This window comes from Paractinoplanes rhizophilus, assembly GCF_042664765.1.
GTDB classification, from domain to species: Bacteria; Actinomycetota; Actinomycetes; order Mycobacteriales; family Micromonosporaceae; genus Actinoplanes; species Actinoplanes rhizophilus.
On sequence record NZ_JBHTBJ010000036.1, the window covers coordinates 47,088 to 73,056 of the forward strand.

The following is a 25,969-nucleotide window of genomic DNA, read 5'->3' on the forward strand; positions in this document are numbered from 1 at the left end:
TGCGGTCTTGATCGGCACGCAGGCCTGCACCGACCCGAACTTGCCGGACGTGCCGCAGATCCCGGCAAACCTGGGCGGCCTCCGGGACGCGCTGTGCGATCGGGAGGTGGGATTCTTCCTCCACGAGAACTGCACCACGATCGAGCAGCCCAGCCGGAGGGACGCGCTGGAAGCGGTGACCCGGATGGGCCAGCGTGCCGATGACACCTTCGTCGTCTACTACGGCGGGCACGCCATCCGCGACGACCAGCGCGGTGACGCGCTCCTGCTGAGTCTGGCGGACAGCGACGAAACGCCGTGGTCGTTCCTGCGTATCGACGACCTCGAGGGCGCGATCCGGGAAAGTCCGGCCCGCTTTCGGATCTTGGTGCTGGATTGCTGCTATTCCGGGGTGGCCACCGCCGGACGGCTCGGTGCCGGGAACGACTCGGAGGTGCTCGCCAGCCAGGCGTCCATGTCCGGCGTCTATGTCCTCGCTTCCTCGGCGGCCAACCAGCGGTCACTCGCGCCAGAGGGCAGCACCTACACGACGTTCACCGGTGCCCTGATCAAGCTGCTGCTCACCGGTATCCCCGACGCGTACGAATTCATCGAGATGCACCGGCTCTACCAGCACCTGCGGCTGGCGCTCGCCGGGCCGAATCCGAAACCGGCCCAGCAGAACACCGGAGACGCGGCCAGCCTGGCGATCGTGCGCAACCGTGCCTATCAGCCGGCTGCGGCCCGGACCGGCGGGCAGGAGGCGGGCTACTTTTCGTACCTCGACGACGTGGTGGGCGACCGCCTGGATTTGGAAACCCGGCTCGACACCGTCGACGCGATCGCCCGGCGGGCCGAGACCGACGACATGTTCCTCCGTGTGCTCCGGATGATCACTGAGTCGCCGCAGGTACCGTCGCTGCTCCGGATCAATGTGGCCTGGCGGCTGGACCTGCTGGGCGATGAGGCGGGCGCCGTCAACGGCCTCAATCAGGTGGTGGGCCCGGGTGGAGGCGTACAAGCCTTAGAGGGTCTTCGGGTGCTCCTGACGATCAACGAACCCGCCGACGAGTGGCCTCGCCCGCAGGAAGAGACCGACCCGAATGGAGACGACGAGCCCGCGGAGGAGATCGCGGTCCGGCCGGTGCGGCTGGACCGGCTCACCGACCAGCAACTGTGGGGCCTGCTGATGGCGACGGTGTTGCGCGCCACCGGTATGTCGCTGGAAGGGGTGCTGGCGGCGATCAAGGAACTCATCTCGCTCGGCGAGAACAAACCCGCCTGGCTGATCCTGAACGCCGTCTTGAAAACAGCCTCGCTTGATTCAGCGGGGCGGCTCGAAGTCGAAAGCCTCCTCGGCGAGGTCCCATTCCGGGCGTAGGTCGTGCGCGGCGCGGCGCGGTGCGGGCAGGAGCCGGTACAGGTTGCCCTTGGTTGCCGCGATGCGTTCGGCGCGGTGGGCGACGGTGCGATCGCCGGTCCGGATGGTCTCGGTGACGGTGACGATCGCGAGGACTCCAAAGGCGAACACTACGCAGAAGCCGGCGATGGCGGTGAGTGTGAGCACCGTTCGTTGCCATGTGTCGAGCGGAAACGAGGTAACCCAGACCGTGGCGGTGACGCTGGCGATGAGGCCGGCCAGGGCGACGCGGGTGGGCCGGCGCAGTCGACGGTCGTTTTTCGTCTCCGTCCATCCGACGTCGTCCCGGGTTCCCTGGAGGGCGACCAACAGGTGTACTGGCGCCTCTGACGCCGCCACGACGAACCCTGCGATCGCCGCCAGCGACAGCAGGAAGCGCAGCGCGATGGGCACGGTTTCGGAGTGGACCAGGAACAGCAGGACGATACCGATGCCCCCGGCCGCGACGGCCCGGGACGCCAGCTTCTGCTGTTGCCAGAGCTGAGTCGGGCTGAGCCGGACCAATCCGGGATCACGTTCGGCCCGGACGGCGAGCTCCTGAAGGAAGCGGGCGCTGGACAGTGCGGCGCCGACCACGACCAGGGCGCCGCCGGCCAGCCCGAGGGTCAACCAGGCGGGCGTGGCGCCGAACACGATCGCGCAGATCAGAAGTAACGCCGTGCCGCTGAAGGCGACGACCGGCCCAGGCCCCAGATCACGCGGGCCGTCGATCACGGACTCGGCGACGAACGTCGCCAGCTCGTACCGGTCTCGAGGCGGGCTGGCCATCCTGCCGAGATCGGCGGCCGCCGCGAGTGCGATCCATCCCGCGGCGAAGCCACTGGCCAGGCCCGCCACTGTGAGCAGGCCCAGCCCGAAGGCACCGAGGCGGTTCTGGTCGAAGACCCGCAGGCCGGCAAGGGCGATGGCGGCGAGCAGGAAGCCGCCGCCGGAAACCAGGATCAGCCCGATGCAGAACTCCGGGACGCGGTAGGCGTTCCTCTCGTCCTCCTGCTCCCGGAATTGTCGGAGCGCCTCGGTCGCCACCTGAATCGTGAAGCAGACCAAGGCAGTGACGGCGACAACCAGCAGGCCGGTTGAGACGATGTCGAGTACGCCTGCGAGCCGCGGTCCTATGTACGACTGCCACTGTTGCTGATGTCGGGCGACGATGGCACCGATGCCCCAGCCGGTACCGGCGACGAACGCCATTCCATAGCTTTTCCGCCCCACGTCGTCGGCGATGGCGGCCACGATGCCGATGATCGCGGCGATCGCGGCCATGACAGCGATCCGGTTGTGCCATCCGGCAGGCGCCCACGCACTCGTCTGCTCCAGGGCGTACGCCGTAATGCCGCTGACCGTGAGCACAAAGCCGGCCCGGGAACGTTTGCGGTCGCGAAGCCACAGCACAACCACCACGGTTGCCATCAGGAAGAACGCGTCGACAAGGAAGGCATGGACCTCGTCGCCCCACGGGACCAGGCCCGGCCTTTGCTCGCCGAGGAACAGGATCCCGCCGATCACCCCGGTCAACAGCAGGGCGGCCCCGCTGGATCGAGGCGCCGGCACGGCGGACAGGAGCGTCGCCGCGGCAAAAAGCACAACACTGATCAGCACGACCCGGTTGTGCCAGCCGGGCGGCGCCCACGGGTTCGATTGCTCGGTGATGTAGCCGATCGACCCGACGATGGTCAGCACCAGCCAGAACGCGAGCGGCCGCCGGCTCGTGAGCAACAGGCTTACTCCCGCGGTGACCAGCACCGCGACGCTGTCGAACCGCTGGACCGGATCGGCGATGAGGCCTTGCCCGTCGTTCCCCACCGGCAGCAGGAGGAGGAGCCCGGCAGCCGCGAGGATCAGGCCGATTCCCATCGGCCTGATTCTCGTGCCGTCGCTGAGAGCTGATAGCGCTCCATGCGACGAACCCTACACGGTACGCACTCAGACGATCTCGCAGTGTGATCGCTCGTGCGTCCTCCTTCTGCATCTGCGAGTCGGGTGAGGCAGACCGCCCCGCTGTCGACCCGGCGAGGCGAGTTGGTGCCTTGTGGTCAGGGCGAGTCTCCGGGGACGATCAAGCCGGATTCGTACGCGAAGACGACGGCCTGGGCTCGGTCTCGCAGGCCCAGCTTGGTCAGCAGGTTGCTGACATGCGTCTTGACCGTGTGCTCGGTGACGACCAGCTCCGCGGCGATCTCGGCGTTGGAGCGGCCGCGGCCGAGCAGTCTGAGGGTGTCCATCTCGCGGTCGGTCAGGTCGCCGAGGCGCTGCCGCAGGCGGGGCCGGGCGCGGCCTCGGCCGACGAACTCCTCGATCAGCCGGCGGGTGATGGCCGGCGCCAGCAGCGCCTGGCCGGCGGCGACCAGGCGGACCGCCTGGATGAGGTCGTCGCGCCGGACGTCCTTGAGCAGGAAGCCGCTGGCGCCGGCGCGCAGGGCGTCGTAGACGTACTCGTCCACGTCGTACATGGTCAGGACCAGGACCTTCGCCGGGGTCCGCCGGACGACCTCGGCCGTTGCCTCGACGCCGTCGACGCCGGGCATGCGGATGTCCATGAGCACCAGGTCGGGCTTCAGCTCGACCGCTTTCGCGATGGCCTCGGCGCCGTTCGCCGCCTCGCCGACGACCGTGATGTCCTGGGCGGCGTTGAGGATCAGCGCGAAGCCGCCGCGGAACAGATCCTGGTCGTCGGCCACGAGCACGCGGAGCATTGCGGTCAGCCGATCGGCAGGGTCGCGGTGACGGTGAAGCCCGGGTCTCCCGGCCGTACGGCAAGCCGGCCGCCGCAGGCCGCGACGCGCTCGCGCATTCCGGTCATGCCGTACCCCTCCCGGACCTCGCCGGCGCCGCGGCCGTCGTCGGCGACGCCGATCTCCAGGGTGTCGCTGGACCAGGCGAGACGCACGCGCACGGTTGTCGCGGCGGCATGCCGGATGGTGTTCGTCAGCGACTCCTGCACCACCCGGTACGCGGCCATGTCGACGCCGGAGGGCAGCTCGCGCGGCTCACCGCGCACCTCGGCGGACGCGTCCAGGCCGGCCCGGCGGGCATTGTCCAGCAACCCGGGCAGCGAGGCGAGTCCGGGCTGCGGCGCGCGGCTGGGGTCCGGCCCGTGCAGCGCGCCGAGGATCAGGCGAAGCTGGCCGACCGCGTCCCGCCCCGCGGCGGCGATCGACTCGAACACCGCCTCGGCCTTCTCCGGATGGTCGCGCACCACCAGCGGGCCGGTCTCGGCCTGGATGAGGATGAGCCCGACGGAGTGCGTGACGATGTCGTGCATGTCGCGGGCGATCCGGGTGCGCTCCTGCGCGGCGGCGGCGGCGCGTTCCTCCCGGAGGCGATGTTCGCGCTCGCGCAGAGCTTCCCGTTTGGCCCGCCGGGCCCGCGCGCCGATGCCGAAGGCGTACGCGGCCACGATCACCGTGACGAGATAGCGGTACGTCTCGAGGTTCTCGTGCGGGATGATCAGCGACATCGCCACCCCGACGACCAGGGCCGCGATGCCGATGGCGCGGCGTACCCGGGAAAGATCGGCCGCCGCGAAGGTGTAGGTGCACACGAGTACGCCGTACGGCAGCAGGATCACCGACTGCGGCAAGGATTTGGCGGCGATCGCCACGAGCGTCGTCGCGCTGCCGACGATCACTCCGGTGGTGAGGATCGCGCGGCGCCGCCAGAGCACCGGCACCGACATCAGGACGGCGAGGGCCACGAACCACCACGGCCGCACGTACGGAATGAACGCGGGGGTCACCGTGAGCACGGTGACGACGGCGGCGACCGCGACGTCGGCCCGCTCGACCTTGAGAATGTCCGCCCGCACTACCGCCCCCCGATCGGCCGAGACACCGTGGTACGACCCTAGGCGATCGCCATCCCCGGACGCCTCGCCCGCCGGTCGATGACCGTCTCCCTCGCAGGAGTGAGACCCGACGGCCCGTGCGAGGGCGGTGCGGACCGCTCCCGGCGGCGATGTGCGGGGAGGGCGCCTCCGGAAGCGTGGGGCGGCATGGCGTACTCATCAATCCGTCGTTTCGGCGTGGCGCTCGCCGCCACCGTGCTCTCGGCGATGCTCTTCGTGTTCGGCACGGGCCTGCGGCCGGTGCCGTGGCTCACCTGGCTCGCACCCGTACCCGTGCTCCTGCTTGCCCCGCGCGTCCGCGCCCGGGTCGCGTTCCTCGCGGCGTCGGCCGCGTGGCTCGGCGGCGAGACCCCGATGTGGGGATATTTCCTGCGAACCGTGCGGATACCGCCGCCGATGGCGGTCTCGATGGTCATCGGGTCCGCGCTGCTGTTCGGGCTGGCCGTGCTCCTCGCCCGGGGGCTCATCCTGCGCGGGCGGCCGGTCACGGCCGTCGTGGCGCTGCCGGCCGCGTGGGTGGTGATCGAGTACGCGGCGTCGGTGCTGTCGCCGAACGGGGCCTGGTGGAGCCTGGCGTACACCCAGGCGGACATCCTTCCCGTGCTGCAGACGGCCTCGATCGCCGGGCCCTGGGGCATCACCTTCCTGCTCCTCGCGGTGCCCACCGCGGCGGCCGCGCTCCTGGCGCCGCGAGCGATCGGCCGGGCACGGGTGGCCGTGGTCGCCGCGATCGTCCTCGCGCTCACCGCGGGATACGGCGCCTGGCGCCTGCACACGCCGGACGAGGACGGGTCGCAGCAGGTGGCGCTGCTCGCGACCGATCGTCAGCCCGGCTCGCCGCCGGTCGACACGCCCGAGGGCCGGGCGCTGCTGGCCGAGTACGCGGCCGCCATTCCGGACGTCGCCGCCCGGGGCGCGCGCGTCGTGGTCCTCCCGGAGAAGTCGTTCACCGCCGACGACACGACGTTGCCGATCCTGGCGGCGCCGCTGGCCCGGCTCGCCGCCGACCGGCACATCGACATCATCGCCGGGCTGATCCTCGAGCGCGGCGGGGAGCTGCGCAACGCGGCCATCGATTTCCCGGCCGGCGGCGGCCGGCCGGTCGAGTACTTCAAGCGCCATCTGATCCCAGGGCTGGAGAGCGATTTCACGGCGGGGGACCGGCTGGCGTACGTCCCGGACACCGGCACCCGGTGGGGGATCGCCATCTGCTTCGACCTGGATCTGCCCGGCCTGGTCCGCGATTACCGCCGGAGCGGGGCCACCACGCTGTTCGTTCCGGCCTGGGATTTCAACCGCGACGCCTGGCTGCACGGCCGGATGGCGGTCGCCAGGGGAGTCGAGAGCGGGCTCACCGTGGTGCGCGCGGCCCGGAACGGCGACCTGGTGGTGAGTGACGCGTACGGCCGGATCCGGGCCGAGGCGCATTCCGCCGACGCGCCGTTCGTGTCCCTGGTCGCCGCGCCGCCCGAGCGCGGGGCGACCACGCTCTACGCGGCCTGGGGCGACTGGTTCGCCTGGGCCTGCGTGCTCGTGCTTCTGATCGGGCTCGCCGCCGGGTATCGAGCCCGTCCCCGACCGGAACGCGACCGTCGCCCGGCGGAGCCCGCCGTGGCCGCGGTGGGGTGACTTCGGGGAAGGCCGGCTGCGTCCTCCACGGCGGCGCCGTCGCGGAGTGGCGGATGCTTACCCCGCCAGGATCCGGTCGACGACGTCGGTCAACGTCGGGCCGACGATGTCCGGCTGGTCGCCCAGCGGGCTGGGGACGACGCCGGGACGCCGCACGAGGGCGGCCCGGCAGCCGGCGGCGAGGGCGCCCGAGACGTCCCAGGCGTGCGCGGTCACCAGGCGTACGTCGGAAATGGCGACGCCGAACCGCTCAGCGACCGCGAGATATGGCTCGGGCGCCGGCTTCAGCCGGCGCACCGCATCGGCCGAGAACACGTCGTCGAACAGGTCGCGCAGCCCGGCGTGCGCGAGCTGCGCCTCGGCCACCGCCAGCACCGAGTTGGTGAGCGCCACCATCGTGATGCCGTGACCGCGCAGACGGGCCAGCGCCGCGGGCACCTCCGGATGCGGCGGAAGGGCGGACATCCCGTCGACGATCGCCTGCGCCCGCGCGTCGCTCAGCTCGGTGCCGGTGCGTTCGGCGAGCATCGCCAGCGCGGCGTGCTGGGCGGTCGTGAAGTCGACGTACTCGCCGGTGAGGCCGCCGACGAAGGACAACTGCAACATCTGGTCGCCCGATTCTTCTCCGTCGGGCGGGAGCGCGCGAGCCGCAAGGCCTCCTGAGTGGCGCAGGACATCGATGAGCGTCACTTGACAGTCATCGTACGTACGACCTATGTTGCTGCTGCATCGACGGTCAGGAGGAGCCGTGAACCGAAAACGTGGACTGCCGTTCGCGGCCGCGATGGTGGCGCTCGCCGTCCTTGTCCTGACCGGTTTGACGTTGACCGGCCGGCTCGGCGGCAGCGCGTCGGCCGGGGTGCGCCCGCTCGCGGCGACCGCGGGCTGCGCGAAGTCGCCGACGCTGGCGAGCGGAACCCATACGATCCAGAGCGGCGGCCAGACCCGCAGCTACATCCTGCGGGTCCCGGCCAACTACGACAGCAACCACGCGTACCGAGTGATCTTCGGATTCCATTGGGTGGGTGGTACCGCCAACGACGTCGACTCCGGCGGGACCGACGGATACAACTGGTCCTACTACGGGCTCCGGCGGCTGGCGGACAACGCGAACAACAGCACGATTTTCGTCGCGCCGCAGGGCATCAACAACGGCTGGGGCAACTCCGGCGGCCAGGACGTGGCCTTCGTCGACGCCATCCGCAGCCAGCTCGAGACCGGCCTCTGCGTCGACACCACGCAGATATTCTCGACCGGTTTCAGCTACGGCGGCGCGATGACCTATGCGCTCGCGTGTTCCCGGCCCACTGTCTTTCGCGCGGTCGCTGTCTACTCCGGCGCCAACCTCAGCGGATGCGACGGTGGCACGCAGCCCGTCGCGTACATCGGACTGCATGGCCTGCGGGACAACGTGCTGCCCATCGCGTCCGGGCGGGCGCTGCGCGACACCTTCGTCCGCAACAATGGCTGCACCAGCCAGAATCCGCCCGAGCCGGCGTCCGGAAGCCTGACCCACGTGGTCACCGCGTATTCCGGCTGCCGGGCCGGATACCCGGTCGTGTGGGCCGCGTTCGACGGGGCCGGCCACGACCCCGGTCCCATCGACGGATGCACCTGCGGCGGCTGGATGACCTGGACGAAAGACGTCGTCTGGAACTTCTTCACGCAGTTCCAGAGTGGCCCGCCGCCGAGCTCGCCGACGACCAGCGCCCCGCCCGGCGGCGGCCAGCAGAACGCCGAAGTGGTGGGAAGCCAGTCCGGCCGGTGCCTGGACGTGCCGAATTCGAGCTCGGCGAACGGCACACAGACGCAGTTGTACGACTGTTCGGGTGGCTCGAATCAGCGGTGGACGTACACCTCGGGCAAGCAACTGCAGGTGTACGGCAATAAGTGTCTCGACGCCAGCGGCCGGGGCACCAGCAACGGCACCGCCGCGATCATCTGGGACTGCAACGGGCAGACCAACCAGCAGTGGAACGTCAACTCCAACGGCACCATCACCGGCGTGCAGTCGGGGTTGTGTCTCGACGCGAACGGCGCGGGAACCGCGAACGGCACGAAGGTCATCCTCTGGTCCTGCAACGGCGGCGCCAACCAGCGATGGAGCTTCCGCAGCTGACCACCCCATTCGGGGCGGAGCGTCACGTGCGCTGATGCTCCGCCGCGGCGAGGATGAGGTAGGCGGCCGCGGTCCAGGTGTACGCGCGGTCGCGGAGTCCGGCTCCGGTGTCCGCGTCGAAGTTCTCGGCGAAGCCGGAGGTCTCGCACAGCCGGCGGAAGCGGCTGCTGATGTCGTCGGCGAGGTCGATGTGTCCGGCGCGCCGGAGGCCGTCCTCGATCAGCAGGGTCGCGGGCGCCCAGATGGGTCCGCGCCAGTAGCCGTCCGCGGCGTAGAGCTCGGAGCCGACCGGCTCGGTCGCCAGGCCGTGCGGGGTCAGATGGGCTTTGAGGGCCGCGGCCAGGGACGTGCGAATGTCGGCGGGCAGGTCGGCGCCGAGCGTGATCGGCATGAGCGCCAGCAGGCTGGTGCTGTGGTGGGTAGCGCCGGTTCGTGGATCGCGCGCGCGGAACCGGCTGCCGTCCCACAGCTCCGACAGCAGCGCGGCCCGCATCTCTTCGGCGGTGTCGCGCCATTGCGCGGCGGCCGCGGCGTCGCCGAGCTCGGCCGCGAGGGTGCCGAGCTCGCGCAGCTGGATGACCAGGAAGGCGGCCAGATCGGCGGTTTCCAGCACCCGGCCGGCGTCGAAGGTGGTGGCGTTGTCCCAGCCGCTGTCGTTCCCGTGCTGGTAGTGGGGAAGAGGGCGGCCGGGCCGGCGACGCTGGGTGAGCCAGAAGGTGGTCCAGCGACTCAGCCGCTGGTAGGTCTCGGTCAGCTGCTGCCGCTCCAGGGGCTCCGGCAGGTGCAGGCGCAGGCGCGCGAAGGCCCAGCCGTGAATGGGCGGCTTGACGAAGTTGTAGAGCACTTCGGAGTGGGTCACCGAGTCGGGCAGGGCGCCGGTCGGGTCCTGGTGGTCGAACGGTAGCTGGAATTGGTGCCAGGCCAGCCCGGGGTCCCCCGCGGCGAGAGCCAGGGCGTTGAAGCAGTGGTCCCAGCTCCACACCTTGTCCATCCAGTGTTTGGACATCAGCACGGCGGGCCGGGTGAGGAACCCGCCGGGCGCCACCGTGGCGGACCAGATCACGTAGGTGGCGAGTTCCGCGGCCGGCGTCCGGGAGCTTCGCCACGGCGCCACCGTCTCCAGGTATCGGCGGAACTCGTCGTCCGCCTGCCGGGCCACCTCGTCGAAGGTGGCCGGGGACTGGTACGGGTCGCGACTCGTCGCGTACTCCTCGATGGCCACCTCCCACGGTGCGCTGCCGGACAGCTCCAGATGCCGGTCGCCGGCGCCGAGCAGTCCCACGCCGGCCGACGTGTGCGGTATCCCGGTGAGCACGGTGACCCGGTAACGCCGTCCGGTCTCGTAGGAAGTGAAGACCAACGACTCGTCCCGCGGGTCGCGGAAAAGGTAGGTGCCGGAGAACGGCGTCAAAACCGGTGCGGCGGCCGCGATGCGCAGACCCAGGCCGGTGCCGCGTAAACGGATGGTGTCGGCAGTCTCGTAGACCAGGTCGATGGAGCCGCCCCGGTGGGTCCACCGCAGCCGGGTGGCCGAGGCCGTGACCGTCGCCCCGACCGGCCCGTCGGCCGAGCGGGTCTCGAAGCGCAGGATCGGGTGCATCCCGTTGCGGTGCGAAACCAGATGCAGATCATCGGCGCGCGTCCGCTCCGCGATGACCGGGGAGATGCCGAACCAGGATCCCCCGAAGCTGAACGGAATTTCCCGTACGGAGAAGGTGGTGACCACGGACATCGATGCCTTTCGCGGTGGGCCGCCGAACCGATTCGACTTGTCGGTGTCGCCGAACCATAGGCCGCCGCCGACGTCCGATCAAGGACCTCTTGGGCCTCGCCCGGGCGGCCGTTGACATCGTCAGCCGTCACTATCTACGGTGGTGAGCGAATCGATTCGACTGTTCGAGGTGGAGATGAACATCGGGGAGATCGCCCGCCGGGCCGGGGTGGCGCGCAGCACGGTGTCGTACGCGTTGAGCGGCCGCCGCCCGGTGAGCCCGGCGACCAAGCGGCGGATCCAGGCGGTGATCGACGAGATCGGCTACCGGCCGCACGCCGCCGCGCGTGCCCTCAAGGAGGGCCGGACCCGGGCCATCGGTCTGGTCATTCCCCCGGCCAGCCTGTTGCTGACCGACATGCAGCTCGGCTTTGTCGCCAGTGTGGTCGAGGCCGCGGCCCACGCCGACCTGGATGTGCTGCTGTCCCCCTCGGGCGGTGACCACGACCGGTCGTTCGAGCGGCTGATCTCCGGCCGCCGGGTGGACGGGGTCATCCTGATGGAGATCCGCCTGGAGGATGAGCGGGTCACCCGGCTCCAGCAGGCCGGGTTGCCGTTCGTCACCATCGGCCACACCGCCCGCCCGCAGGGCACCTGCTGGGTCGACGTCGACTACGCCACCCTGGTCGCCCGGTGCGTGCACCACCTCGCCGACCTCGGGCACCGTACGGTCGCGCTGATCAACCGTTCCACCGAACTGGTCGCCGCCGGCTACGGGCCGGCGCACCGGGCTCAGGCCGGCTTCGCCGAGGCAGTCCGCCGGCGTGGCCTAAGCGGCATGAATGTGCCGTGCGCCGACAACCCGGCGGCCGGCGAGGAGTGCTTCGAGCAACTGCGCGAGCGGCACGGCGAGATCACCGGCATCGTCACCGTCAACGAGGCGGCGCTGCCCGGGATCCAGCGTGGCATCGAGCGGGCCGGCGTCGCGGTCCCGCGCGAGCTGTCCATCGCCGGCGTCGCCGCCCGCCACTGGGCGGAGGGCTTCCGCCCGCAGCTCACGGCCGCGGACGTCCCCACCCTGGAGATGGGCACACACGCCGTCGACCTGCTCCTCGAGCGGATCGCCACCCCGGACGGCGCGCCCCGGCACCTGCTGCTCGCCCCGCCGATCTCGCTGCGTGACAGCACCGGGCCGGCGCCCGCCCGCTGATCCGGTCCGCTCTCCCCGGGACGAGCCGCCGGCTCGCCTCGCGATTCCCGCTGTCCGCGTCACCCCCCATCCCCATCATCGACTCGCCACTGGAGGCATCGATGCAGCAGAGAAGAAGGCTCGGCCGGCTCGCCACCCGAGCGTCGATCGCGATCGGCATGGTTCTGGCCGCCGCCGTCCCGCTGACCAGCGCGAGCCCCAGCCAGGCCGCCGCCGGCGAGGCCCTCACCGTCGACCTGGCCTCCAGCCGGGGGCCGTCGACCCTGGTCGGCGCGGGCATCCTGTACGGGATCAACCAGGACGCCACCCTGCCGGCCGATCAGTTCATCCAGCCCCTGAAGCTCAACGCCTTCCGTGGCGGCGGGTGGTTCTCCGGCGGCTGGATCAGGGACAACTACCAGTACGGCTCCGCGACCCAGGCCGACATCACCTCGATCATCGCGCAGGCCCGGCGGCTGAGCCAGGTCGGCGATCACACCCAGTACCAGGTGCTGCTGAGCGACCTGTACGGGCTCAACGCCGGTCAGCCCGCGAACACCGTGTACCCGTGCGACAACGGCAACTGCTCGAACTGGGCGACGTTCATCGACACCACGGTGGCGGCGCTGCAGGCCAGCGGTCTGCCGTTCGCGTACGACATCGACAACGAGCCGGACATCTCGGTCTTCTGGAAGGCCGGGGTCAACAGCACCCAGTACTTCCAGATGTGGGACACCGCGTACCGGGAGCTGCGCAAGGTGGCACCCAACGCGAAGATCGTCGGCCCGTCCTTCGCGTACACGCCGCAGGCCCGTCCGTCGCAGTGGAGCACGTTCCTCAATCACGTCAAGGCGGCCGGCACGGTCCCGGACTGGATCACCAACCACGACGAGGGCGACGTCGACGACCCGGTCGCGGTGGCGCAGGCGCTCAACAGCCAGCTGGCGTCCGCGGGCATCGCGGCCCGGCCGCTGTCGGCGAATGAGTACCAGCCCGCGGACCGGCAGACCGCCGGCGTCACCGCCTGGTACCTGGCCCGCTTCGCGCAGTCCGGCTACACCAACGCGATGCGGGGCAACTGGGTGTGCTGTATGACGCCCAACCTGACCGGGCTGCTGACCCAGAGCAACGGCGCCTGGACCACCAGCGGCAACTGGTGGGCGATGCGGTCCTACGCCGACATGACCGGCACCCTCGTCAATACCTCGGGGCAGGTCGGCAGCACCGCGATCTCGGCCGCCATCGACAGCGGCAACAAACGGGCGGTCGCCATCATCGGCGACAGCAACGGATACACCGGCAGCGCGACGGTGACCTTCAACGGCGTCTCGGCCAACAGCTGGCTGGCCGGCAACGGCAGCGTCAACGTCGTCGTCGACCGCATTCCCGACCAGGCGAACCTCGCCGCGCCGCAGGTCGTGCTCAACCAGACGATGACCGTCTCCGGCGGCGCCGTCACCGTGCCGCTGACCTTCCAGGCATCGCACGACGCCTTCGCCATCTACCTGACCCCCGGCACGTCCAGCGGTCAGCAAGGCGTCCAGCTGATCGGCGGCCAGTCCGGCCGGTGCGTCGACGTGCCCGGCGGCACCACCGCCAACGGCACCCAGACCCAGCTGTACGACTGCACCGGCGCGGCGTCGCAGCGCTGGACCGCCACCTCGGGCAAACAGCTGCAGGTGTACGGCAACAAGTGCCTGGACGCCTCCGGCCGGGGCACCAGCAACGGCACCGCCGCGATCATCTGGGACTGCAACGGGCAGACCAACCAGCAGTGGAACCTCAACTCCAACGGCACCATCACCGGCGTGCAGTCAGGCCTGTGCCTGGACGCCACCGGCGCGGCGACGGCGAACGGCACGAAACTGATCCTCTGGTCCTGCAACGGCGGGGCCAACCAGCAGTGGAGCACGCGCGCCTGAGGCCGGTGCGTGGACGGATCTGGCCGGCGCCCGCGGTGCGGCGGGCGCCGGTTCGCGGGGTCAACTACGCAGGCTCCACTGCTGGTTGGCGCCTCCGTTGCAGGCCCACAGCTGAATCTTCGTACCGTTGCCGGTCGCCTGGCCGTTCGCATCCACGCACAAGCCCGACTGCACCCCGGTGATCGTGCCGTTCGTGTTCACGTTCCATTGCTGGTTGGCCTGGCCGTTGCAGTCCCAGATGATCACCGGGGTGCCGTTGCTGGTGCCCCGGCCGGAGGCGTCGAGACATTTGTTCCCGGAGTCGACCAGCCGCTTGTCCGATGTGGCGGTCCAGCGCTGGTTGGACTGACCGTTGCAGTCGTACAACTGCACCTGGACGCCGTTCGTCTCCGTCCCGTTGGGCAGGTCCACGCACCGCCCCGACTGAGCGCCGACGATCTGCTGGCCGCTCGAACCGCCGCCGGAGAACGCGTAGCCGGCCGCCGTGATGGTGGCCTGAACCGCGTTCTCGGTGGCGTCGGACGGATAGCCCGCCGTGATCGCGCCCTCGAAGAACTCGCCGACCCCCGAGTTGCTGTTGTCGCCGCCGGTGCCCAGCAGGAGGGAGCTGTCGACTCTCATCGGCGAGTAACCGTTGGGCAGCGGTCCCGAGAACGGCGTGGTGAGTCCGCCGCTGTTGGCGTTGCCGTACTTGAGCGTGAAGTTGCTCGTACCGTTGTTCTTCTCCCACGCCGACACGAACGGGAAGTGCACGCCCGAGTTGTTCGGGTCTTTGTTGGAGCCCGTGTTCGTGTGGTACATGCCGTTCTCGAGGTCGGCTTCGACCCACGGGCCAGTGCCGACACAGTTGTTGAACCAGCAGGCGGTACCCCACTCGATCGCGTTCATCGTCGCGTTGCCGGTGTCGGTGTGCGAGTTCTCCCCGCTGCCGTAGTCGAAGCAGCACCACTGGTTGACGAAATTCGACGAGGTGACCATGTAGATGCCCTCGGGTTGGGATCCGGTGGGCGCGCCCTGGGCGTGGTCCACCCGGTACCCCACGCCCTGGGTGACTTTCACCCCGTACGCCTTCTGGCCGCCGATCGTCAGGGGCAACGCCTTCGCGTCCGCGCCCACGTCCGCCCCGTTCGGGCCGGGGCCGTTCCAGAGCCCGCCCCACGAGATGGGCAGATCGTTGTGGTTCGCCGTCTGGTCGTAGATCTTGGTGATCGTGCAGGCGCTGGTGGCGCAGAAGGTGTCCTGCGCGGCCGCGTTCGCCACGCCGCCCGGCGCGAGCAGGCCGACATCCAGGTACCCGTGGTCAGAGGCCCGCTGCACCTGGTACAGCGGGCCGCCGTACGACCCGAACAGCGCCCGCGTCGTGCTGTGCGCGGCGATGCACGGCGTGCCGCCGGTGGCGTAGAGGTCACAGGGCAGGGCCGTGGCGGCCTGTGCGGCCGTGGGCCGGCTCAGCGCGACCGTGCCGGCGCCGGCCAGCACCAGCGCGATGGACAGCAACAGTCGCGGCAACCGGCCGCGCCGGCGGGCGGTGCCTCGTCGGGGGATCGATAGGCGCACAAGTCTCTCCTCGTCTTCCTCGTGCGGTGGCGGCAGGCGCCTCAGGGGAGGAGGACGAGCGAGCCGCGGCCGCGCAGCGGCGTTGGCAATGGTGCCGAATCGATTCGACACAACCATAGAGTCGCATCTATCTATGGGTCAACCGGCGCGGGCCGCGCGCCGGTCCGTGTTCTCACGGGCGGACGCGAATGACTGTCTTGCCCTTGCGCCGCTGGGTCGGGTTGAGGGCGGCGACGGCGTCGTCGAGGGCCGCGACGCCGTCGATGTTCGTCCGCAGCCGGCCGTCGCGTACGCGCTGGACGATCTCGCCCAGCTGGGCCCGGTCGGACTCGACGACGAAGTCGACGGCCAGGGCGTTCTCGGGCCGCGCCTCGACCGGCCCGGTGATCGACACCAGGGTTCCACCCGGCCGGATGAGGGCGGTGGACTGCCGCTGGATGTCGCCGCCGATGACGTCGAAGACCAGATCGACACCGCCGGCGTCCGCCAGCGAGTCGTTGTCCAGGTCGACGAACTCGTGCGAGCCGAAGTCGAGCGCCTTCTGCCGGTCGGCGGCGCGCCCGGTGCCGATGACATGGGCGCCGGCCTCGCGGGCGAGCTGGGTGACCATCGTCCCGACCGCGCCGGCCGCGCCGTGCGCGAGAACGGTCTGCCCGGCCCGGATGCGGCCGTGCACGAACAAACCCTGCCACGCGGTGAGGCCCGAGATCGGCAGGCTCGCGCCCACCGCGAAGTCGACGTCGCCGGGGAGCGGCGCGAGGTTGCGGGACTCGACCGCCACGTACTCGGCGAGGGTGCCGTCCCGATGCCAGTCGGAGATGCCGAACACCCGCTGTCCGACCGACAGCCCGGTCGTGCCGTACCCCAGGGCGGTGACCACCCCGGCCACCTCGTGGCCGAGGACGGACGGCGCTCGGTTGCGACTGGCGCGATCGGTCCAGGTCGACGGCCACTCCGCCTCGGTCGGGACGTATCCCGACGCGTGGACCTCGACGATGACGTCGTTGATCGCCGCCGCCGGCTCGGGGCGATCCACCAGCCTCATCCCGGCCGCGCCCGCCGCCTGATCTGTCACCACGATCGCCTTCATCCGGCACCTCCAGTATCCAGTCGTTCGCCTGTGCGGCCCGTCGGGGACCGCTACATGTAACCACGGGTGGACTCTAGAGTCCAAAAGAGGTCTTACAGGCGAGGAGGCGCGGTAAAGATCGGACCAATGCGTCCAGTTCAAGCTCAGGACGGAGGGCTTTCGTCATCCGCGGACGCGTCGACCTGTTCGGCCACCTCGTCCAGGTCGATGCTCCCCAGCGCCTCGTATCCGGGCCGCAGCGCCTCCCAGTATTCCGGGATCGACAACAGCTGGGCCGGGGTGGCGAGGCCGTCGCGGAGTTGCTCGCCCATCTCGCGCAGCACCGGATCGTCGCTATCCGCCATCATCCTGACCAGGAGGCGCCGGCGCAGTTGGTCGTCGTGGAGCAGCGCGCGATAGCGCGAGCCCTCGACCTTCGCCAGCAGCGCCTCGATCGTGACCGGGCCCGGCTGGTGGTCCATGGGGTCCTCCCGTGGCGTGGTCAACGCGGCACCGGCGGGATCGGCGGCAGCTCGGGCACGGGGAACTCGCCGTCCACCTCGCCGAAATGCCCCAGCGAACTCTTCAGGGTCGATGCGAGCGTGTCGAACTTGGCGACGTAGTCGACGATCTGGATGACGTCGTGGACCACCCGGGCCACCTCGGCGGCGCCTCCGATGGCGGCGAGCGCGGCCAGCGGGAGCCCGATGCCGGTGGCCGCGGTTCCGCCCGCCGTGGCGCCGGCCGCCGCCGCGAAGATGGCCGCGTCGGCGACGCCGCTGAGCAGCGACCCGATCGTGTCGGCCAGATCGAATGCACCCTGGGCGGCATCGCGGTACATCTTGCCGAGGCCGTCCAAGGTGGACGCCGAGGTGTCGAGGGTCTTCGCCATGGTGAAGAAGTAGGCCGAGGCGGCGTCGCCCGCGTTGCCCGTCCACACCGACCGAAGGCCCTGGGCCGTCCACGCCAGGTTGGTTGCCAGATCGCGGAGGCACCACTCCAGCTGATTCAGCACGTGCCCGAGGCGGGCCATCCCCGCCCAGTCGCCGCAGATCGGCTTCAGCACGACCTCGTACGGGTCGTATGCCCGGTGGCACATCCCGATCTTCGAGGCCAGGTTGGTCACCTCGTAGATAGCCGTGCGGAGCGACGCCGCCGGGGAGATCATGTCGTGCCATTTCGGCTGGTAGTCGAAGCCGTAGGCGGAGTCGTCGAAGGAGACCGGGCCGAGCCGGCCGCGGGGTTCGCGCACGTCGTGCAGCGGGATCAGGTCGCGGTTGCCGGGGCCGGGCTGCGGCGCGGGCGCGTCCTTGCTCTCCGCCGCCACGTTCACGCCGGGCATCGTGGCGTCGATCTTCTCGGCGCTCGCCTGATCGGTGCGCGCGTAATAGTTCCGGGCATCCGTGATCGCGTCCGCCGCTGTCGGCAGCGCGTTCTGCCCGGCCTTGTTGAGGAGGGCGAGAACGCTCCACCTGATCCGGTTGCTCTCGTCCTGGACGATGTTGATGATCCCGTCCAGGATCCAGACGATCTTCCCGTTCTCCTCGAAGTGGTTCCGGGCCGCGATGACATCGTCCGCGGCGTTGCGCACCATCCTTTCCGCGGCAGTCAGACCATCGGCTTCGACGTACAAAGTCATCCGGGCTCGTCACCTCAACGGGATAGTCGGCTGGCCGTCGGCATGCTCCGACGCTACGGACGACTTGGTAGCCTCGACAGGTCCAAATTCCACCACGGTGGGCAGACCAAACTATCCGACGGCCGCCAGGAAGTCCGAGTAGAACAGGCCCAGGCCGACCGCCATGCAGACGCCGGCCACGATCCAGAACCGGACCACGATGTTGGCCTCGCTCCACCCGCCGAGCTCGAAGTGGTGGTGCAGCGGCACCATCCGGAAGACACGCCGGCCGGTGGTCCGGAACGAGACGATCTGGATCACCCAGGTCGTGGTGATGAGGACGAAGAGCCCGCCGATCAGGATCGACAGCAGCGTGGTGCGGGTGGCCACCGCGAGCCCGCCGATCAGGGCGCCGAGCCCGAGCGCGCCCACGTCGCCCATGATGATCCGGGCCGGGGAGGTGTTCCACCACAGGAAGCCCACGCAGGCCGCCGCGGCCGCCGCCGCGATCATCGCGATCTCCAGCGGGTCGCGCACCTGGTAGCAGTAGTCGTTGACCCGGGCGTAGTCGGTGTCGCCGCACCAGTGCCGGTACTGCCAGAAACCGATCAGCGCGTACGCCCCGAGCACCAGCACCGACGCGCCGGTGGCCAGGCCGTCAAGACCGTCGGTCAGATTCACGCCGTTCGACATCGCGGTGATCACGAAAACGAACACCATCACCGAGCCGACCTTGCCGACATCGAGCCAGCTGATGTCGCGGATGAACGAGATGTGCTCGCTGGCCACGGTCTGGCCGTTGGTGCTGGCCACGTAGAGCGCCGCGATGCCGAACCCGCCCCCGACGATCGCCTGGCCCAGCAGCTTGCCCTTGGCGGACAGGCCGTCGGAGTTGCGCCGGCGCACCTTGAGGAAGTCGTCCAGGAAGCCGACCACGCCGCAGAACACGAACAGCCCGAGCAAGACCAGGGCCGTCATGGTCGGGCCTTCCTGCGCGATCTGCCGCTCGGGCAGCGTGGTCAGGGCGACATGCCCCGCCACGTACGCGAAAACGGTGGCCACGATGAACACGACGCCACCCATCGTCGGGGTGCCGTGCTTGCCCTCGTTCGAGGCGAGCCCGAGGGAACGGATCGGCTGACCGGCCTTGAGCGCGGTGAAGACCCGGATCGCCACCGGCGTGCCGAACAGCGAGATGATGAACGCGACCGCGGCCGCGACGATGACCGCCCTCACGGGCGCTTCCCGGGATCATCAGTCACGGGACCCGAGCTTGCCATCCCAAGGCAAGCTGAGCAGCCCCGTCGAGGATCGGGCGCGGCGGGCCGGCACCGGCAGGACGGCGCCGGCCCGCCGCGCGGCGTTGCGCAAAGGCCCAGCCGGACGGCGGCTCAGCCCTTCACAGCGCCGGTGAGTCCCCCGACGATGCGGCGTTCGAACAGGCTGAAGAACAACAGCGCCGGGATCATCGACAGCGAGGTGAACGCGAGCACCTTCGCGGTGTCCACCGAGTACTGCGACGAGAAGGCCTGCACACCCAGCGGCAGCGTGAACGTGTCCTGATCATTGAGGAGGAAAAGCGGCAGCAGGTAGCTGTTCCAACTGCCGATGAACGCCAGAATGCCCGTGGTGATCAATCCTGGCACCGACAGCGGGAGCACCATCCGCCAGAAGAAGCCGAGCCGGCTGCAGCGGTCGATGGCCGCGGCTTCCTCGATCTCCTTGGGGATCGCGCGCAGGAACGGCACCAGGATGATGATCGTCGTGGGCAGCCCGAACGCGATCTGCGGCAGGATGACGCCGGGCAGGGTGTTCACCAGGCCCAGGTCCTTCACCAGGATGTACAGCGGCGTGATGGCGACCGTGATGGGGAACATGAGGCCCGCGGCGAACAGCGCGTACAGCGCCCCGCGGCCCCGGAACTTGTAACGGGCGATCACGTAGCTGGCCATCACGCCGAGCGTGACGACCCCGACGGTGGTGGCGACGGCCACGATCGCCGAGTTGCCGACCTGGCGCCAGAAGACATCGCTGGTCAGGACGCCGGAGTAGTTGCCGAACTCCCACGGGTCGGGCAGACCGGCCGGGTTGACGGTGATCTGCGAGTTGGTCCGGAAGCCGCCGATGATGATGTAGAGGACCGGTCCGATCATGAGGCCGATCAGCAGCAGGGCGACGAGGTAGACGACCGGGTTGCCCCAGCCGTCGTCCCGCCTCTTTCGCGGCCGGCGCCGGGACGCGGTGATCGTGGCCATGCCTACTGCCCCTCGGTGAGCGCGCCTTCGGTGTCCCGGCGCAGAACGAAGCGCTGGTAGAGCAGCGCGATGGTCAGGGAGATGAAGAAGAGCACGACGGCGACCGCGTTGCCGTAGCCGAAGTTGGCCGCGTTGCGGCCCTCGGTGACCATGTACGTCACCATGGTCGAGACGCCGGCGGTCGACGCCACGTACTGACCCCAGATGATGTAGACGAGGTCGAACAACTGCAGCGCGCCGATGATCGACAGGAAGGCCCAGATCCGGATCGTCGGCCCGAGCAGCGGCAGGGTGATGTGCCGCTGGATCTGCCAGTACGACGCGCCGTCCACCGCGGCCGCCTCGGACAGCTCCTCCGGGATGTTCTGCATGCCGGCCAGGAAGAGGATCATCGCGAACCCGACGTACTTCCAGGTCAGGATGAACATCAGGGTCCAGATGGCGAGTTTCGGGTCGGACAGCCAGTCCTGGGCCAGGCCGCCCAGGCCGATCGACCGCAGAATGCCGTTGACGGCGCCGTCGGCCTGCAGCATCAGGCTCCAGCCCGTGCCGGCGATGACCTCGGCGATCACGAACGGGACGAACACCAGTATCCGGATCGCCGACTGACCGCGCATCCGCTGGTTGAGCAGCAGCGCGAGGCCGATCGCCACCGGACCCTGGATGACCAGGGACAGCACGACGATCATCGCGTTGTGCCAGAGCGCCGCGTGGAACGCGCTGTCCTTGAGGATGGTGACGTAGTTGTCGAGGCCGACGAAGTTCGTCGGGACCCCGTAGCCCTTCCACCGGTAGAAGCCGTAGTACGCGGCCATCAGGACCGGAAATATCACGAAGCCCAGGAACATGAGGATCGCCGGGCCGGACAGCGCGGCGATCTCCAGACGTTGGGCCCAACCGATTCCGCGCCGGCGAGGACGCAACGGAGGCGGCGCTTGCACGCCACCTCCGTCCCGTACCTCATTGCCGTGCGCATCCTCGGTGACCGCTACGCTGTCGCCACCGAAGTTGCCGCTCATCGCTTCGCTACCTCTCAGCCCTTCTTGGCTGCGTCGTTCACGGCCTTGATGATCCCGGCGACGTCACCCTTGCCCGCGAGCAGGTTCACGACGCTGACGTTCAGGGCGTTGCCGACGTTCTGGCCGTACACGGTGTCGAGCCACTGCGAGACGTACGGCGCCTTGTTGTACGCCTCGAGGACCGCCTTGAGGTACTCCTCGGTGACGGCGCCCTGGGCGTCCTTGTTGACCGGCAGCGAGTTGAAGCCCTTGTAGTACGCCTCCTGCACGTCCTTGGTCACCAGGTAGTTGAGGAAGTCGGCACACTCCTTCGGCGCCTGCTTCGAACACGAGTAGCCGTCCGCGCCGCCCATGATCGCGGCCGGGTCGCCCTGCCCGCCGGGGACGGCCGGGAAGGGGAAGTAGCCGAGGTCGGGCAGCGGCTTGGTGTCCTTGGTCAGGGACGCGATCACGCCCGGGTCCCAGGCGCCCATGAGCTCCATGCTGGCCTTGTGGTTGGCGACCAGGCCGGCCGAGCTGCCCGCGCCCTGCTGGGCCGAGGTGGTCAGGAAGCCGTTCTGGAACGGCTTGGTGTCGGCGAAGGCCTTGAGGTCGTTACCGGCCTTCGTCCAGCAGGGGTCGTCGAAGGTCTTGCTCTTGGCGGTCGCGTCCAGCGTGTCCTTGCTGCAGGCGCGCAGGGCGAAGAAGTAGAACCAGTGGGCGGCCGGCCACGCGTCCTTGGCGCCGAGCGCCACCGGCGTGCCGTTGGCCTTGAGCTTGGTCACCGCGGCGTTGAACTCGTCCATCGTCGTCGGCGGCGCGGTGACGCCGGCCTTCTGGAAGAGGTCCTTGCTGTACCAGAGGCCACCCGGCAGGATCGAGATCGGGATCGCGTACGACTTGCCGTCGACCTGGCCGGCACCCAGGACGGCATCGCCCAGCGCCTGCTTGGTGGCGTCGGTGATGTCGCCGCTGATGTCCTTGAGCTGGTCGGCCTCGACCATCGCGGCCATCTTGCCGCCGCCGCGCTGCAGGAAGATGTCGGGCGCGGAGCCGGAGTTCAACGCGGTCTGCAGCTTGCCGTCCAGGTCCTCGTTCTGAATCGCCTGGATCTTGATCGTGACGTTCGGATGGGCCGCGTGGTAGTCGGCGGCCGTCTTGTCCCAGAAGGCCTTGCCCGGGCCGGTCGTCGCGTTCTCCCAGAGCTGCATCGTGACGTTGCCGCCCGACGAGCCGTTGTCGTCGTCGCCGCCCCCGCAGGCGGCCATGCCCATGGCGCTCAACGTCACCACGGCCATCACCGCGAGGGTTCTATTACGTGCCATGAGACCCACCTCTCAAGACCGAAACTTTCGCTGTGTTTCCGGAATATGACGCTCAAGCTAGGAAGAGATGCATAGGCATGTCAAGGTATTCACTGGGATGATCAAAACGCGCTGTGTAACGATTCCGCACCGGCGGTCAGGCGCGTCACCTCCGACAGCAGCCCTGCGCCGAGACTGAACGTGCGGCTCGCGCGACGGACGGCCCCCGCGGCGGTGGGTGGTGCCCGAAAGTGACGGAGCCGTGCGGAAGTTGCGAGGTCGGCAGGGCGCGAAAGCCCGCGTGGGGCGGCAGATCGCGCGGACGACATGGCTGATCGCCCCCGGCCGAGCCACGGGGCCGGGGGCGATCAGTTCGGGCCGGATCCCAGGCGTACGCCTGGTGAGAAGGATCCGGCTAGTACCCGAAAATCATCTTGTAGGCCACTTCGGGGAGGAACTGCCCGGCGCTGGACCCGGCGCCGACCCCGCAGTTGCCGTCGGACTCGCCCGGCGTCTTGAGCCAGAGCAGCATCTCGGCTCCGCCGCCGAGCTGGCTGGGCGTGCCGATCCGGCGGCCGCCGGGGTTGCACCACTGGCCGTTGGAGCCGTTCCCGTTGCGGCTGGTGTCGATCACGAACGGCTTGGTGTAGCCGTAACCGCGCAGCGCCGACGCGACCCGGTTGCCGTAGTTGACGTTGTCGCCGGTGGTGAAGTAGTTCGAGACGTTCAGCGCGAACCCGTGCGCGCCGGCCACGCCGGCCATGTTGAGGCGCTGCGCCATCGTCGAGGCGTCGATCCAGCCGGGGTTGCCCGCGTCGAGGTAGGCCCAGGTGTTGGGCGCCTTGGCCCGGAACTGGCCGGCCGCCCGGGAGAGCATGCCCAGGCGCTCGTTGATCTGGGCCTGGCTCATGCAGCTGAAGTCGCCGAGCGAGTCCGGTTCGAGGACCACGACGGCGGGCCGGTTGCCGATCGCGGCGGCGAAGGAGGCGATCCAGGAGTCGTACGCCCCGACGCTGCCGGCGCCTCCGCCGGAGTGGCCGCCGCAGGCATCGCGGCCGGGAATGTTGTACGCCACCAGGAGCGGAAGCTTGTCGGCCGCGTCGGCGGCCCCGACATATCGGCTCACCGCCCCCGCGATGTCACCGCTCCAGTTGCCGAACCAGCTGGCCATCGGCTTCTGCGCGATCTGCGCCCGGATCGCCGCGGCCCGGCCGTCACCGGGGTTGGCGGCCACCCACGCGGCGGGGCTGGAGTTGGGGTTCACATAGAACCCGCTGGTCTGGCCGACGGGATCCGCGTAGGCGGGCGCGGCCAGCAGGACGGCGGGGACGGCCAAGGCCAGGGCGGCGGCGATCATACGGGGACGGAGCAATCGTCTCATCGGCAGGTCTCCTCAGCCCGAACTGGAAGCGCTTCCAGCGCGGATCATTCATATATGTCGATTCCGATCCTCGGGACCACCTCCGAAAAAGTCAAGGACCGGGTTCGCAGCGCCGGCCGGATGGGGTCACCAAGGGCCGATTTCCGGGACCGCTCCCAGCACCCTGCCGTAGGGTGCGCCGAACATCACGACGGTCGATATCATCGGTCGGCGGCCACGGAAGGACCCGGCATCGACATGACAGCAGAGGCGCCTCGGCGGCAACCCACCCTCGACGAGGTGGCCGAGCGGGCGGGCGTGTCCCGTTCGGCCGCGTCGCGGGTGATCAACAAGGCTCCGCACGTCAGCCGGGCCACCCGCGCCGCTGTCGAGAGGGCGGTCAAGGAGCTGGGCTACCGGCCCAACCGCACGGCCCGCGCGCTGGCCACCCAGCGGACCGGGATCGTCGCCCTGGTGGTCTCGCACGACGATCCCGAGTTGTTCGCCGATCCGTTCTTCGCCCAGGTGATCGTCGGGGTGTCCGCGGTGCTCGAGGACACCGACTTCCACCTGCTGCTCTGCCTGGCCAGCTCGGGCCGTGGCCGGTCGCGGCTGGTGAACCTGCTGCACGCCGGCGGCGTCGACGGCGTCATGCTGATGGCGCTGCGCGACGAGGATCCGCTGAACGACATCGTGAGCAAGGCGGGGCTGCCGGTGGTCTACGGCGGCCGGCCGGTCAATTTCGAGCCGCGGTGGTTCGTGGACTCCGACAACCTCGGCGGGGCCCGGCTCGCGACCGAGCACCTCGTCGGCATCGGCCGGACCCGTGTCGTCACCATCACCGGCCAGCTGCACACCCGGGTCGGCGAGGACCGCTACCGCGGCTACCGCGAGGCGATGGTCATGGCCGGCCTGACCCCGTACGGCATGGCGGAGGCCGACTTCACCGAGGCCGGCGGGGCCGAGGCGATGAGAGCGCTGCTCGACCGCCACCCCGATCTCGACGCCGTCTTCGCCGCCAGCGACAACATGGCGGCCGGGGCGCTGCGGGTGCTCAACGATCTCGGCCGGTCCGTGCCGGCCGACGTGGCGGTGGTGGGCTTCGACGATCTCCGCCTGGCCGGGCTGACCGATCCGCCCCTGACCACTGTGCACCAGTCGATCCAGGCGCTCGGCAAGGAGATGACCCAGGCCCTGCTGGGATTGATCGCCGGGCAGGAGCGTACGTCCATCATCCTGCCCACCTGGCTGGTCCGGCGCGGCTCCGCATAACCGCCGGTGTCGGCGGCCCCGGCCGCCGACGTGAAAGTTGCGGCTGGCTCCGGTAGTTTCGCAAAGAGAACTTTGTGAACTGTAACGTCGGTCGATGTCCGGGCGGCACGCTGATCGCCGTGTGTCAATGGCCGGATCACGCGGGCCGCGAGGATGCTCCCAGCAAGACCGCCCGGCGGGCCGAATTTCCGAACGTCTGACGAGGCATTGACCGGTAGCCATCTTCCAGGTAGCGTTCGCCGAAAGTTGCCGGAATGTTTCGGAATCTTTCAGGTTCGGCTGCGTCAATCCCGAGACTCCCCTGGCTCACCCGCCCCCTGCAAAGTCTCGAGAAGACGCTCGCCGTGGCGACGCCGGCAACCAGGACACGCAAATCGAGAAGACAGCAGCGCCGCCACCCGGCGGCGCTTCCCGCATCCCAGTCGCGGGGCGGGCGCATGTGCAGTGGGTGGCGTGATCGCCGCCCGAGCGCGAGGTCATGAGGGAGTGTCATGAGTGGCTTGAAGAGATCCAGCCGGTTCCGGTTCACGGTGGCCGCCGCGACGGGTTTGATGGTGGCGGCCGGCATGGCTGTCCTCATGCCGTCCGCGGAAGCGGCGGCGAGCACGTTGGGTGCGGCGGCGGCGCAGTCGGGCCGGTATTTCGGTACGGCGATCGCGGCGGGCCGGCTCGGCGATTCGACGTATTCGACGATCGCGGGTCGTGAGTTCAACATGATCACGG

Annotated in this window: 20 protein-coding genes and 1 pseudogene; 7 read left to right on the forward strand and 14 right to left on the reverse strand. The window is 69.6% G+C overall.

Annotated elements, in window-relative coordinates; genetic code table 11:
- Window positions 1-7: 7 nt before the first annotated feature.
- Complete coding sequence (locus ACFQS1_RS32400) at window positions 8-1,360, forward strand: caspase family protein (RefSeq protein WP_378975771.1); 1,353 nt, start codon at window positions 8-10, stop codon at window positions 1,358-1,360.
- On the opposite strand, the gene ACFQS1_RS32405 is transcribed toward ACFQS1_RS32400, so the two are convergent.
- The 3 genes from ACFQS1_RS32405 to ACFQS1_RS32415 form a co-directional block, all read right to left on the reverse strand.
- On the reverse strand, window positions 1,304-3,253 hold the full coding sequence (locus ACFQS1_RS32405; protein ID WP_378975772.1) for a hypothetical protein: 1,950 nt from the start codon (window positions 3,251-3,253) through the stop codon (window positions 1,304-1,306). The two genes, ACFQS1_RS32400 and ACFQS1_RS32405, sit on opposite strands and share 57 nt — an antisense overlap.
- Window positions 3,254-3,432: 179 nt before the next feature.
- Entirely contained in the window at window positions 3,433-4,092 is a 660-nt protein-coding gene (locus ACFQS1_RS32410) for a response regulator (protein WP_378975773.1), read from the reverse strand.
- A 5-nt stretch (window positions 4,093-4,097) separates the two neighbouring features.
- On the reverse strand, window positions 4,098-5,204 hold the full coding sequence (locus tag ACFQS1_RS32415; RefSeq protein WP_378975774.1) for a sensor histidine kinase: 1,107 nt from the start codon (window positions 5,202-5,204) through the stop codon (window positions 4,098-4,100).
- Window positions 5,205-5,390: 186 nt separating this feature from the next.
- Here ACFQS1_RS32415 and ACFQS1_RS32420 point away from each other — a divergent pair, with 186 nt between their 5' ends.
- Window positions 5,391-6,872: a nitrilase-related carbon-nitrogen hydrolase gene (locus ACFQS1_RS32420; RefSeq protein WP_378975775.1), complete on the forward strand. Its 1,482-nt coding sequence runs from the start codon at window positions 5,391-5,393 to the stop codon at window positions 6,870-6,872.
- Between the two features lie 57 nt (window positions 6,873-6,929).
- Here ACFQS1_RS32420 and ACFQS1_RS32425 read toward each other — a convergent pair whose 3' ends face one another.
- On the reverse strand, window positions 6,930-7,478 hold the full coding sequence (locus tag ACFQS1_RS32425) for a haloacid dehalogenase type II (RefSeq protein ID WP_378975776.1): 549 nt from the start codon (window positions 7,476-7,478) through the stop codon (window positions 6,930-6,932).
- Window positions 7,479-7,620: 142 nt separating this feature from the next.
- Here ACFQS1_RS32425 and ACFQS1_RS32430 point away from each other — a divergent pair, with 142 nt between their 5' ends.
- Window positions 7,621-8,991 carry a lectin gene (locus tag ACFQS1_RS32430; protein WP_378975777.1) on the forward strand — a complete coding sequence of 457 codons (1,371 nt, stop codon included), beginning with the start codon at window positions 7,621-7,623 and terminating at the stop codon, window positions 8,989-8,991.
- A gap of 22 nt (window positions 8,992-9,013) precedes the next feature.
- On the opposite strand, the gene ACFQS1_RS32435 is transcribed toward ACFQS1_RS32430, so the two are convergent.
- A complete protein-coding gene (locus ACFQS1_RS32435) occupies window positions 9,014-10,723 on the reverse strand; it encodes an amylo-alpha-1,6-glucosidase (RefSeq protein WP_378975778.1) in 1,710 nt (569 codons plus the stop codon).
- A gap of 142 nt (window positions 10,724-10,865) precedes the next feature.
- Between ACFQS1_RS32435 and ACFQS1_RS32440 the strand changes: the two genes are divergently transcribed.
- Together ACFQS1_RS32440 and ACFQS1_RS32445 are read left to right on the forward strand one after the other, a co-directional pair.
- Complete coding sequence (locus ACFQS1_RS32440) at window positions 10,866-11,912, forward strand: LacI family DNA-binding transcriptional regulator (RefSeq protein ID WP_378975779.1); 1,047 nt, start codon at window positions 10,866-10,868, stop codon at window positions 11,910-11,912.
- A gap of 101 nt (window positions 11,913-12,013) precedes the next feature.
- Window positions 12,014-13,813 carry an RICIN domain-containing protein gene (locus ACFQS1_RS32445; protein ID WP_378975780.1) on the forward strand — a complete coding sequence of 600 codons (1,800 nt, stop codon included), beginning with the start codon at window positions 12,014-12,016 and terminating at the stop codon, window positions 13,811-13,813.
- A 60-nt stretch (window positions 13,814-13,873) separates the two neighbouring features.
- Here the strand turns inward: ACFQS1_RS32445 and ACFQS1_RS32450 are convergent, their stop codons facing one another.
- The 9 genes from ACFQS1_RS32450 to ACFQS1_RS32490 form a co-directional block, all read right to left on the reverse strand.
- Window positions 13,874-15,370, reverse strand: a complete 1,497-nt coding sequence (locus ACFQS1_RS32450) for an arabinofuranosidase catalytic domain-containing protein (RefSeq protein WP_378975781.1) — start codon at window positions 15,368-15,370, stop codon at window positions 13,874-13,876.
- 172 nt (window positions 15,371-15,542) lie between these two features.
- The gene (locus ACFQS1_RS32455) at window positions 15,543-16,460 is read right to left on the reverse strand and encodes an NADP-dependent oxidoreductase (protein ID WP_378975782.1); all 918 of its coding nucleotides are present in this window, start codon (window positions 16,458-16,460) and stop codon (window positions 15,543-15,545) included.
- Between the two features lie 143 nt (window positions 16,461-16,603).
- Window positions 16,604-16,921, reverse strand: coding sequence for a hypothetical protein (locus tag ACFQS1_RS32460; RefSeq protein WP_378975783.1), 318 nt, complete (start codon window positions 16,919-16,921; stop codon window positions 16,604-16,606).
- 20 nt (window positions 16,922-16,941) lie between these two features.
- Window positions 16,942-18,078: a hypothetical protein gene (locus ACFQS1_RS32465; RefSeq protein ID WP_378975784.1), complete on the reverse strand. Its 1,137-nt coding sequence runs from the start codon at window positions 18,076-18,078 to the stop codon at window positions 16,942-16,944.
- Between the two features lie 111 nt (window positions 18,079-18,189).
- Complete coding sequence (mraY, locus tag ACFQS1_RS32470) at window positions 18,190-19,293, reverse strand: phospho-N-acetylmuramoyl-pentapeptide-transferase (RefSeq protein WP_378975785.1); 1,104 nt, start codon at window positions 19,291-19,293, stop codon at window positions 18,190-18,192.
- Window positions 19,294-19,448: 155 nt separating this feature from the next.
- Window positions 19,449-20,312, reverse strand: a complete 864-nt coding sequence (locus ACFQS1_RS32475) for a carbohydrate ABC transporter permease (RefSeq protein ID WP_378975786.1) — start codon at window positions 20,310-20,312, stop codon at window positions 19,449-19,451.
- Window positions 20,313-20,314: 2 nt separating this feature from the next.
- Window positions 20,315-21,253, reverse strand: coding sequence for a carbohydrate ABC transporter permease (locus ACFQS1_RS32480; RefSeq protein WP_378975787.1), 939 nt, complete (start codon window positions 21,251-21,253; stop codon window positions 20,315-20,317).
- A gap of 92 nt (window positions 21,254-21,345) precedes the next feature.
- Entirely contained in the window at window positions 21,346-22,635 is a 1,290-nt protein-coding gene (locus ACFQS1_RS32485; protein WP_378975788.1) for an ABC transporter substrate-binding protein, read from the reverse strand.
- 394 nt (window positions 22,636-23,029) lie between these two features.
- Window positions 23,030-23,995 carry a glycoside hydrolase family 6 protein gene (locus ACFQS1_RS32490; RefSeq protein WP_378975789.1) on the reverse strand — a complete coding sequence of 322 codons (966 nt, stop codon included), beginning with the start codon at window positions 23,993-23,995 and terminating at the stop codon, window positions 23,030-23,032.
- Between the two features lie 237 nt (window positions 23,996-24,232).
- On the opposite strand from ACFQS1_RS32490, the gene ACFQS1_RS32495 reads away from it, so the two are divergent.
- Window positions 24,233-25,246 (forward strand): LacI family DNA-binding transcriptional regulator, encoded by a 1,014-nt coding sequence (locus tag ACFQS1_RS32495; protein ID WP_378975790.1) that lies wholly within the window; start codon window positions 24,233-24,235, stop codon window positions 25,244-25,246.
- A gap of 530 nt (window positions 25,247-25,776) precedes the next feature.
- Window positions 25,777-25,969: pseudogene (locus tag ACFQS1_RS32500) on the forward strand (endo-1,4-beta-xylanase); the annotation flags it as partial.